This is a genomic window from Alterirhizorhabdus solaris (assembly GCF_007785815.1).
GTDB lineage: Bacteria > Pseudomonadota > Alphaproteobacteria > Sphingomonadales > Sphingomonadaceae > Alterirhizorhabdus > Alterirhizorhabdus solaris.
Window position 1 is genome coordinate 1 of sequence record NZ_VNIM01000117.1, and the last position, 11,018, is coordinate 11,018.

The window sequence follows — 11,018 nt, forward strand, 5'->3', positions numbered from 1 at the left end:
GTGTCGGGTTCACCGGGCGGTGGGGGCGCCTTGGCGGGGTCGTGGGTCTTGTCGGTCATGCAGTGGTCCTCCTGCGATCCTCGGCCTGCGGGTTTCAACCCTCTGGTGCCGCTGCCGTTCCTGCCCGATGGAACCGGGCGCATCGCGCGGGGTTTGATCGGCCATGGCCGAACCCTCGCTTGCCGCCGATCGTCCGACCGCGCCCGCCGGCAGCGCACCCGTCCGTCGCGATCCGGGGAGTGTCGCGATCGCGGCCGTCGCCTCGGTGCTGGCGGTGATCGTCGGGCTGATGGTGCTGATATGGCTGGTGCTGTTCATCACCAAGGGACGCTTCCTGAAGCCCACCTTCGAGAAATTCGCCAGCCGCGCGACCGAACGGCAGGTTCGCGTGGCGGGCGAATTCCAGCTCTACTTCAACCCGATCGACATCAAGTTCGTGGCGGACGGGCTGACCGTATCGAACCCGGCATGGGCGCCGCGCCCCGACTTCTTCGCCTCGAAGCATATCGAGACGCGGGTGCGCACCTTCCCGCTGATCTTCGGCAAGCGCCGCGCCGAGTTCCTCGTGCTCGACGGCGGGCAGGTGGATGCCGAATGGGATGCCAGGCGCCGTAACACCTGGACGTTCGGCGACCCCAACGTGAAGGGCAAGCCGTTCCAGTGGCCGGTGATCGAACGGGCGATCGTGACCGGCACGCAGGCGCGCTACGTCGATCCGCAACTGCAGATCGTCACCGACGTGAAGGTTGACACGATCCGCGCCGGCGGCACCACCATCACCGACAACCGCATCAACTTCACCGGCGACGGCACCTTGCGCGGCAAGCGGTTCGTGATGAACGGCGGCATCCTGTCGCCGAACAGCACCGTGACCTTCGGGCGCACCAAGCTGGTGCTGCACGCACAGTCAGGCCCCACCCTGCTCGATCTGAACGGCGTGCTGCCGGCCGCCACGCAGATCCAGGGATCGGATCTGAACCTCACCGTACGCGGGCCGAACCTGCGACTGCTGTTCGACTTCCTCGGCGTGGCGGTGCCCGATACGCGGCGTTACCGTTTCAACTCGAAGCTCACCAAGGCGGGTGGCGAGTGGCGCTTCACCCGGCTCGGCGGTTTCTTCGGCGACAGCGATCTTGCCGGCAAGATGACGATTTCGCTGCCGAACGACCGGGTGCTGATCGTGGCGGATATCGCCTCCAAATCGGTCGACATGATCGATGTCGGGCCATTCGTCGGCTACAGCCCCGCCCGGCTCGATGCGCAGGGCAAGAGCGGCACGATCACGCGGGTGAACGGCACGCCGCGCCTGTTGCCCGATGCGCCGCTACGCGCCGATGCGCTCTCGGTGTTCGATGCGAAGGTCGACTATAAGGTCACGCGCATCCGGGCAGACAATCTGCCCATCTCGGACGTGGCGCTGAAGCTCGACCTTGATCGTGGGCTCCTCAAGCTGTCGCCGCTGACGATGAATTTCTCGGGCGGCGCGCTCTCCTCCGACATCGTGATCGATTCGCGGCAGAAGCCGGTGTTCACCGATTACGACATCCGCCTCGCCACCACGCCGATGGGCAAGCTGCTCAAGGGCTTCGGCGTCGAGGAATCGGGCACCACCGGCGCGGTGCGGGCGCGGGTGAAGATGAGCGGCCGCGGCGACACCGTGCATGATTCGCTGGCCGCCTCGAATGGTCGCATCGCGATCGTGCTGCCCAAGGGCACGTTCTGGACGCGCAACATCCAGCTGGCCGAGTTCGACGTCGGTACGTTCGTCCAGAAGATGTTTCAGGACAAATTGAAGAAGCCGGTGGAGATCAACTGCGGCCTGATCGGCTTCACCGTGCGCAACGGCATCGCGGCGGCCGACCCAATCCTGATCGACACCGAGAAGAACGTGATGACCGCGACCGGCGGTTTTAGCTTCAAGGACGAGTCGCTCGATATCCGCTTTCGCGCCGATGCCAAGAAGTTCAGCGTGTTTTCCGGCCAGTCCCCGGTGGGGATCAACGGCCACTTCGCCGCCCCCGGCATCCAGATCATCACGCCCGAGTTGCTGGCACGCGGCGGCGCGGCGGTTGCGCTGGGGCTGGTGGCCAGCCCGGTAGGCGCGGTGCTGGCGTTCGTCGATCCGGGCGACGCCAAGAGTGCTGCGTGCGGCCCGGTGCTGGCGGGCGCCCGTGCCGGCGCGCAGAAGACCGTCGATGGCGATGCGCGCAAGGACGTGGGCAACGGCAAGGCGGGGTCAGGCGCCAAGAAGGAGCGGAAGAAGTTTCTCGGTATCTTCTGATGCCGACGGCCCTGTGATCGGTCAGCTCAGCAGCCCAAGCACCTCGTTCAGCATCGCCACGTCGCCCGTGGCCACCACCCGGCCGTCGCTGTCGGCGGTCAGCGGGTTGCCCCGCCAATCGCGCATCGCGCCGCCGGCCCCCTCCACCACCGGCACTAGCGCGGCCAGATCGTAGAGTTGCAGCCCCGCCTCCACCACCAGATCGAGGTGGCCGGAGGCAAGCAGCGCATAGTTGTAGCAGTCGCCGCCCCACAAGGTATCGCGCGCGCGCGCCCGGACACGATCGAACGTCGCCGCCTCGTCGGGGGAGAACAGGGTCGGCCCGGTGGTGGCGAGGTGGGCGGCGGCCAGCGTGGCGCAGGCGCGGGTGCGGGCGGGCGCACCGTTCAGCATGGTCGGGCGGCCGGTGGCACCCAGCCAGCGTTCGCGCGCGATCGGCTGGTCGATCACCCCCAGCACCGGCCGCCCGCCCTCCAGCAACGCGATCAGCGTGCCGAAGATCGGCCGCCCGGCGATGAAGCTGCGCGTCCCGTCGATCGGATCGAGCACCCACACGCGCTCCGCCCCCTCGCGCACCGTGCCATATTCCTCGCCGACGATGCCGTCGCCCGGCCGTTCCGCCTCCAGGATCGTGCGGATCGCGGCCTCGGCGGCGCGGTCGGCCTGCGTGACGGGGGAGGCGTCGGCCTTGGTCTCCATCGTGAAGGCGGCGCGGAAGAACGGGCGGATCGCGGCGCCGGCGGCATCGGCGAGGCGCCGGGCAAGGGCGATATCGGCATCGGGGCTGTGGCTCATGCTGGCGTCATCGCGTCGTGGGGCGCAGACTGCAAGCGCCAGCGGACAAGGAGTCGTCGATGCCCGTCCACCATGCCCTGATCCCCTGCCTGCGCTATGCCGATGCGCCGGCCGCGATCGACTTCCTGTGCCGCGCCTTCGGGTTCACGGCGCAGGCGGTGCACGTCGATCCGGCCGATCCCGCCATCGTCCACCACGCGCAACTGCTGCTGGACGGCAATATGGTGATGCTGGGCAGCGACCGGCCGGGCGCGGTGAAGCAGCGGTACGGCTGGAGGACGCCGGGCGAGGCGGGCGGCATCACGATGTGCGTCTATGCCGTGATCGCCGATCCGGACGCGCACGCTGCCCGTGCGGCGGCGGCGGGCGCGGAGATCATCATGCCGCCGCACGACAACGAGGGCTATCCGGGCCGTGGCTACGATGCGCGCGACCCGGAGGGCAATGTGTGGACGTTCGGCAGCTACGATCCGTGGGCGGAGGGGTGACCGCCACGGGGGGAAGGACGCAAAGTCGGTTCCCAACCGTTCATCCCGGGAAACGGACCGGGCGGTCATAACCGGCAACCCGGCTTCCGCCCGGATCGGGATGGGCGGCTTTCAGAGGATGCAGGCCCGTCTCCGGTCGTCCGACCCTATCCGGCCCCACCCGTATCGAGGTGGTCGGCGAATTCGGCCAGCACCGCCTCGTACAGCGCCTTCTTGAACGGCACGATCAGATGCGGCAGCTCCGCCGGTTCGGCCCATCGCCATGCGCGGAACTCGGGGTGGGGGGTGTCGAGGTTCACGTCCGCATCGGTGCCTAAGAAGCGCAGCAGGAACCAGACCTGCCGTTGCCCGCGATAGCGCCCCTTCCACATCCTGCCGGCCAGATCTGCGGGCAGATCGTAGAGCAGCTCGCCCCGCGACCGGGCGACCACCGAAACCAGCGCGGGCGGGATGCCGGTCTCCTCCTCCAGTTCGCGCAAGGCCCCGGCCTCGGCATCCTCGCCCGGGTCCAGCCCGCCCTGCGGCATCTGCCATGCCTCCAGCGTGGTATCGATGCGCTGGGCGACGAACACCTTGCCCGCCTCGTTCAGCAGCATCACCCCGGCGGCGGGGCGGTAGGGCAGCGTCTCGATCGCGCTCATGCCGCCTGCACCATCGCGGCGGTGGCGGCGGCTTCCCCGACGATCGCCTTCAGCGCCACCAGCGCGCCGGCGATGTCCCCTTGCGACGAGGGAATGGCCTTGCGCATGTTGCAGAAGCCGTGGATCGTGCCCACCGCCTCGCGGAACACCACCGGCACGCCGGCGGCCGCAAGCGCCGCGACATAGGCGCGCCCCTCGTCGCGGATCGGGTCCAGCCCGGCGGTCAGCACCAGCGCGGGCGGCAGGCCGGCAAGGTCGCCCAGCGTCGGCACCGCGCGCCAGTGGTCATAGTCGGCGGCATAGGCATCGCCGAAGAAGCGCAGGCTCTCCTCGGTGAGGAAATGGTCGGCCTTGTACCGCTCGAACGAGGGAAATTCCGTGGCCCGGCCCAGCGACGGATAGATCGGGAACTGCGCGAGCACCGGCACCGCCGCCGGCCGGTCGCGCAGCGCCATCGCCGTCACGATCGTCATCGTGCCGCCCGCGCTGTCGCCCGCCAGCACGAGGCCCGATACGCCGCGGCCGAGAAAGCCCGGCGTCTCGGCGACATGGCGGGCGGCCGCCTCGCAATCGTCCGGCGCCGCCGGCCACGGGGTCTCCGGGGCGAGCCGGTAATCGACCGCCACCACCGGCAGATCGAGCAGGCGGGCGAACTCGGCGCACAGCGGCTCGTGGCTGTCGAGATCGCCGATCACGAAGCCGCCGCCGTGGAAGAAGACCATCACCGGCCCCGGCGCCCGGGTCTCGCGCGCGTCGTACAGCCGGGCGCGGATCGTGCCGTGGTCGGCGGGGACGGCCAGATCGCGGATTACCGCCAGTTCACCCACCGGCGCATCGGCCACGTCGCGCATCGCGCGGAACATGGCGCGCGATGCCTCGGGCGGCAGCTCGTGGCCTCTCGGGCCGGGCAGGGCGTTCACGTAATCGAGAAACCGGCGGACGTCGGGGCGGATCGGGTCGGTCATCAGGCTTTCCTTAGGTTCTCCGTCATCCCGGCGAACGCCGGTATGACGGAGGGCACGGGATGGCGCGGGAGGGAGCGACGATCCCTCATCCCCCCAGTGCCTCGGCCATCTCGGCCAGTTCCAGCCAGCGCATCTCCGCCTCGTCCTTGCGCGCGCGCGCGGCATCGATCGCGGCGGTCAGTTCGGCGAAGCGGGCGGGGTTCTTCACGTACAGCGCGGGGTCGGCCAGCGCCGCCTCGTCGCGGGCGATGCCGGCCTCGATCGTCTCGATCTCCCTGGGCAACAGCTCCAGATCGCGCTGGTCCTTGTAGCTCAGTTTGGTGCGTGGCTTTTGCGCCGTGCCCGATGCCCCGGTTGACGCGCGGGCGGCGGCGGGCTTGCGCGCCGCCTCGGCCCGCTGTGCGCGCTGGCGCTGCCACTCCTCATAGCCGCCCGCCACGACATCGACCCGGCCCGATCCGTCCAGCCCCAGCGTGACGGTCACCGTCCGGTCGAGGAAGTCGCGATCATGGCTCACGATCAGCACGGTGCCGTCATAGTCGGCGATCACCTCCTGCAACAGGTCGAGCGTCTCGAGGTCGAGATCGTTGGTCGGCTCGTCCAGCACCAGCAGGTTGGAGGGGCGGGCGAATTCGCGCGCCAGCAGCAGGCGCGATCGCTCGCCGCCGGAAAGCGGGCCGATCTTCGCGTCGGTCATGTTCGGATCGAACAGGAATTCCTTGAGATAGCCCTGGATGTGCTTCTTGGCGCCCTGCACCTCGATCCATTCACCGCCGTCGGCCAGCACCTCGCGCACCGTCTTCTCCGGCGCCATCAGGCTGCGCTGCTGGTCGATGATCGTCGCCTCCAGCGTCTTGGCCAGCCGCACGCTGCCCTCGTCGGGCGCAAGCTCGCCGGTGAGCAGTTTCAGCAGGGTGGATTTGCCCGCCCCGTTCGCGCCGACGATGCCGATGCGATCCCGCCGGGTGACGCGCAGCGAGAAATCGCGGATCACCTCGCGCCCGGCATCGCCGGTGCCGAACCGCTTGCTGACGTTCTTCGCCTCGATCACCACCTTGCTGCGCGCGTCGTCGCTGCTGATGCTGATCGCGGCGGTGCCCTGCGGCCCCATCATCGAGGCACGCTCGGCGCGCATCTCGTGCAGCTTGGTCAGCCGGCCCTGATTGCGCTTGCGCCGCCCGGTCACGCCGCGCTGGAGCCAGTGCTCCTCCAGCTTCAGCCGCGCATCCAGCCGCTCGGCGTTGCGCTGCTCGTCCTCATACACCTTGTCGGTCCACGCCTCGAACCCGCCGAAGCCGATCTCGGCGCGCCGCACCGCCCCGCGGTCGAGCCACAAGGTCTGCCGGGTCAGCCGGGTGAGGAAGGCGCGATCGTGGCTGATCGCGACGAACGCGCCGTTGAACCGGGCGAGCCAGCCTTCCAGCCAGTCGATCGCGGCGATGTCGAGGTGGTTGGTCGGCTCGTCCAGCAGCAGCACGTCCGGTTCCATCGCCAGCGCGCGGGCGATGGCGGCGCGGCGGCGCTCGCCGCCCGAGGCGGTGGTGGCGTCGCGCGACAGGTCGATCCCCATCTGCGTGGCGATCGCCTCCACCTCGTGCGGGGCGGGGGCATCGGCACCGGCCAGCGCATAGTCGCGCAGGGTGGCGTGGCCCTTCATCGAGGGTTCCTGCTCCAGCAGGATCACGCGCGCGCCGGGCACGATCGTGCGGCGGCCCTCGTCACAGTCGATGGTGCCTGCCAGCAGCTTCAGCAGCGTCGTCTTGCCGGCGCCGTTGCGACCGATCAGCGCCAGCCGGTCCTTCGGCTGGATGTAGATGTCGAGGTGGCGGAACAGCCAGCCGGTCCCCTGGACGAGGCCGAGATTTTCGTAGGCGAGGACGGGTGCGGACATGATGCAACTATGGCTGGAGAAGCGGGGGAACGGCTATTCATCGCCTATTCAATGCCCGGCCCCTATGCCACAAGCCCATGCCGATGAAGAAATTTCTCCTCTCCGCGCTGGCGGGCACGATTCTGCTCGGCGCCGCCGCCCCGGCGCTGGCCGATGGCCGTCGGCGCGATCAGGATGCTGCCTATCAGGCGACGCAGAGCGGGCAGGTTCGTCCCTTGCGCGAGATCGAGGCGCGGGTGCTGCCGCGCATGGCCGGGGCAAGCTACCTCGGGCCGGAGTATGATTCCGATACCGCGCGTTACCGGCTCAAGTTCATGCGCGGCGGATCGGTGATCTGGGTGGACGTGGACGGGCGTACCGGCGCGGTGCTGGGGCGCTCGGGCAACTGAGCGGCCGGCTTGCCGAACCGGCGACGGGAATAGCATAGGCATATCGTCGGCGCTCGCCGGCGGACACAGGCTTGAAAGGCTCAGGATGCGCGTATTGATCGTCGAGGACGAGCCCAATCTCGGCCGCCAGCTGCGCGCCACGCTGGAGGGTGCCGGCTATGCGATCGATCTGGCGACCGATGGCGAGGACGGCCACTACCTCGGCTCCACCGAGAATTACGACGCGATCCTGCTCGATCTCGGCCTGCCGGAGGTGGACGGGCTGACCGTGCTGGACCGCTGGCGCAAGGAGGGCAAGGAGACGCCCGTGCTGGTGCTGACGGCGCGCGATAGCTGGTCCGACAAGGTGGCGGGCCTCGATGCCGGCGCCGACGACTATCTCGCCAAGCCGTTCCAGACGGAGGAGCTGATCGCCCGCCTGCGCGCGCTGATCCGCCGCGCCTCGGGCAACGCCTCGTCCGAGCTCACCGCCGGCGACGTGCGGCTCGACACCCGTTCGGGCAAGGTGACGCTGGCGGGCGAGCCGGTGAAGCTGACCGCGCAGGAATACAAGCTGCTCAGCTACCTGCTTCACCACAAGGGCAAGGTCATCAGCCGGACCGAGCTGATCGAGCATATCTACGACCAGGATTTCGACCGTGATTCGAACACGATCGAGGTGTTCGTCACGCGCATCCGCAAGAAGCTGGGGCCGGACGTCATCACCACCATTCGCGGCCTGGGCTACAGCCTGGACGATCCGGCCGGCTGACGGCGGAACCCCCGGCATGAGCGGCGACGCCCCCAGACCCGCCCCCGGCGAGGAACGCTGGCCGCAGATGGTGGCCAACTGGTTCCGCCTGATGACCTTTCGCCGCATGCGGGTGGGCCGCAACGCCGGCGCCACGCGCGGCGCCAGCACCGGCTCGCTCACCCGGCGGATCATCGGGGTCGCGGCGCTGTGGATCCTCGTGCTGCTGCTGGGCGGCGGGCTGGGGCTGGACCGGGTGCTGCGCGCCGCGATCACGCGCAACTTCGACGCGCAGCTCGAATATGTGCTGACCGCGATGATCGCCTCGGCCGAGATCGGCCCGGACGGCGAGGTGCGGTTCAACCGCCCGCTCGGCGACCAGCGCTTCCTCGAGCCTTACTCCGGCCTCTACTGGCAGGTGTCCGGGCGCGGGTTCGATCCGTTCCGTTCGCGCTCGCTGTGGGATCGCGCGCTGACGGTGAATACCGCGCACCGTGATCGCGCGATCCATGTGTACGACAGCAAGGAGTTTCCGCAGGATCCGCTGCGCGTGCTGGAACGCGACATCCGTCTGCCTGATTCCGGCGTCGACTGGCGTTTCCAGGTGGCGCAGAGCCGCGCCGGGCTGAACGAGCAGATCGCCATCCTGCGCCGCACGCTGGTGCGCTCGTTCGCCGCCCTCGGCCTCGGCCTCATCATCATGTCGGCGTTGCAGGCCACCTACGGGCTGTGGCCGCTGCGCAAGATCCGGCGGGAGATCAGCGCCGTCCGCACCGGCCACATCTCCCGCGTGGACGAGCGGCTGCCCGACGAGATCGCGCCGATGGTGGAGGAGCTGAACGACCTGCTGGCGCACAACGAGAAGCAGGCCGACGAGGCGCGCCGCCACGCGGGCAACCTGGCCCACGCGCTCAAGACTCCGCTCACCGTCATCATGAACGAGGCGACCGGCGACAGCGACGACCTGAAGGCGACCGTGATCCGCGAGGCGACGACGATGCGCCGGCAGGTGGATCACCACCTCGCCCGCGCCCGCGCGGTGGGCCGGCGCGGCAGCGCGCAGAGCCGGTCGGAGGTATGGCCCTCGCTCAAGGCGGTGGAGCGTGCCGTCTCGCGCCTGTACCGGCAGGTGACGATCGACCTGGCCGGCGACAAGGAAGCCGCCGTCCACGTCGAGCGGCAGGACCTCGACGAGATGCTGGGCAACCTGATCGAGAACGCCGCCAAATACGGGCAGGGCCGCGTGTTCGTGACGGTGTCGCGCGAGGCCGGCTTCGTCGAGATCGAGGTGGAGGACGACGGCCCCGGCATCCCCGCCACCCAGCGCAACACCCTGTTCGAGCGCGGCGCGCGGCTGGATACCGGCAAGCCCGGCACCGGCCTCGGCCTCGCCATCGTCCGCGATGTGTCCGAGATCTACGAAGGCACCGTCAGCCTCGAGGAAAGCGAGGACCTGGGCGGGCTGAACGCGCGGTTGCGGCTGCCGATCGCGCCTTGAGCGGTCACACGATAACTGTTGCGCGTCATGAAACGATACACGATGCTCATGCGGGGTTAATGGCGGGAGACTAACCGCGATGGCCTCTTGCCGAACGGACGAATGTGCCATGGAGAGTCTGCCCGCCACCCCGACCCCCGGTCTGCCGGGCGTGCGCTATCGCGTGGCTTTCCTGTTCAACGCGCAGTTACACCAGTTGATGCACGGGCTGACCACCGCCATCGCGCTGGCCGCCGACCCCGCCTTCGACGTGCATGTGATCGGCGCGAGCCGGGCGCATCTGGACTGTGCCGGGGCGATGATCGCGCGTGCCGGCGGCGCCCCGATCACGCTGTCGCGGGCCGGATCGGACATGCTCGATGCGATCGCGCGGGCGGCGCGCGGCGCGGTGCCGCTGAAGCTGGCGCGGCTGGCCGGGCAGTTGCGCCACCTCGCCGGGTTCGATGCGATCGCGCTGCCGGAACGCACCTCGATCCTGCTCCGCCGGCTGGGTGTCACCGGCCCGCGCTACATCCACCTCGATCATGGCGCGGGCGATCGGGCGGTCGGCTTCGATCCGCGGATCAAGCTGTTCGACTTCGTGCTGCTGCCCGGCCACAAGACCCGGGGGCGGATGCTGCGCGAGGGTTATCTTCGGCCGGGCGCCCATGCCGTGGTCGGCTATCCCAAATATGACGCGGTCGATCTGATGCGCGATCCGGCGTGGAGCCCGTTCGCCGACGCGCGGCCGGTGGTGCTCTACAATCCGCATTTCTCGTCGCTCGGCTCGTGGCACCGGATGGGGCGAGCCGTGCTGGAGGCGTTCGCCGCGCAGGACCGGTACAACCTCGTCTTCGCGCCCCACGTCCGCCTGTTCGACGATCCGGCGCGACGCGCGGCGGCCGAGGCGGATCTGGCGGTGTTCGCCGGGCATCCGCGCATCCATCTCGATCTCGGCAGCGATCGGTCGGTGGACATGAGCTATCCGATGCTGGCCGACGTCTATCTCGGCGACGTCAGCAGCCAGGTGTACGAATTCCTGCGCACGCCGCGCCCGTGCGTGTTCCTCGACGGGCAGGCGCGCGCGTGGGAGGCGGACGAGAATTACGCGCACTGGCGCTTCGGCCCGGTACTGGACGGCGTGCCGGACGGGGCGGGCGGCCTGATCGACGCGATCGACGCCGCTCGTGCCGGCCATGAAGACTACCGCGCGGCGCAGCAGGCGGGATTTGCCGAAACCTTCGACCTGACCGACGAACCGTCCTCCGTCCGCGCCGCGCGCGCGATCGCCACCTTCCTGCGGTTCGATGCGGTGGCGTCCCCCGCGGAGGGGGGCGCCACCGCATCGAACCGCAGGAAGG

At 69.4% G+C, this 11,018-nt stretch carries 10 protein-coding genes; 6 read left to right on the top strand and 4 right to left on the bottom strand.

What is annotated here, in order from left to right; genetic code table 11:
- The first annotated feature begins 163 nt into the window (after positions 1 to 163).
- Positions 164 to 2,281 (top strand): AsmA family protein, encoded by a 2,118-nt coding sequence (locus FOY91_RS18740; protein ID WP_145155182.1) that lies wholly within the window; start codon positions 164 to 166, stop codon positions 2,279 to 2,281.
- A gap of 21 nt (positions 2,282 to 2,302) precedes the next feature.
- Here FOY91_RS18740 and hisN read toward each other — a convergent pair whose 3' ends face one another.
- Positions 2,303 to 3,076 (bottom strand): histidinol-phosphatase, encoded by a 774-nt coding sequence (gene hisN / locus FOY91_RS18745; protein WP_145155184.1) that lies wholly within the window; start codon positions 3,074 to 3,076, stop codon positions 2,303 to 2,305.
- 59 nt (positions 3,077 to 3,135) lie between these two features.
- Here hisN and FOY91_RS18750 point away from each other — a divergent pair, with 59 nt between their 5' ends.
- Entirely contained in the window at positions 3,136 to 3,564 is a 429-nt protein-coding gene (locus FOY91_RS18750) for a VOC family protein (protein ID WP_145155186.1), read from the top strand.
- 146 nt (positions 3,565 to 3,710) lie between these two features.
- Here FOY91_RS18750 and FOY91_RS18755 read toward each other — a convergent pair whose 3' ends face one another.
- From FOY91_RS18755 to FOY91_RS18765, 3 genes are all read right to left on the bottom strand, one after another.
- Complete coding sequence (locus FOY91_RS18755) at positions 3,711 to 4,205, bottom strand: RNA pyrophosphohydrolase (RefSeq protein ID WP_145155188.1); 495 nt, start codon at positions 4,203 to 4,205, stop codon at positions 3,711 to 3,713.
- Positions 4,202 to 5,170, bottom strand: coding sequence for an alpha/beta hydrolase (locus FOY91_RS18760; RefSeq protein WP_145155190.1), 969 nt, complete (start codon positions 5,168 to 5,170; stop codon positions 4,202 to 4,204). Before FOY91_RS18760 ends, FOY91_RS18755 begins: the two co-directional genes overlap by 4 nt.
- Positions 5,171 to 5,255: 85 nt before the next feature.
- Positions 5,256 to 7,061, bottom strand: a complete 1,806-nt coding sequence (locus tag FOY91_RS18765; protein WP_145155192.1) for an ABC-F family ATP-binding cassette domain-containing protein — start codon at positions 7,059 to 7,061, stop codon at positions 5,256 to 5,258.
- Between the two features lie 83 nt (positions 7,062 to 7,144).
- Here FOY91_RS18765 and FOY91_RS18770 point away from each other — a divergent pair, with 83 nt between their 5' ends.
- The 4 genes from FOY91_RS18770 to FOY91_RS18785 form a co-directional block, all read left to right on the top strand.
- Positions 7,145 to 7,450, top strand: a complete 306-nt coding sequence (locus FOY91_RS18770; protein WP_338062105.1) for a hypothetical protein — start codon at positions 7,145 to 7,147, stop codon at positions 7,448 to 7,450.
- Positions 7,451 to 7,535: 85 nt separating this feature from the next.
- The gene (locus tag FOY91_RS18775) at positions 7,536 to 8,201 is read left to right on the top strand and encodes a response regulator transcription factor (RefSeq protein WP_145155196.1); all 666 of its coding nucleotides are present in this window, start codon (positions 7,536 to 7,538) and stop codon (positions 8,199 to 8,201) included.
- A 106-nt stretch (positions 8,202 to 8,307) separates the two neighbouring features.
- Complete coding sequence (locus FOY91_RS18780; protein ID WP_203234631.1) at positions 8,308 to 9,678, top strand: sensor histidine kinase; 1,371 nt, start codon at positions 8,308 to 8,310, stop codon at positions 9,676 to 9,678.
- Between the two features lie 109 nt (positions 9,679 to 9,787).
- Positions 9,788 to 11,018 (top strand): hypothetical protein (locus tag FOY91_RS18785; protein WP_203234630.1); only part of this gene is annotated, 1,231 nt, incomplete at its 3' end.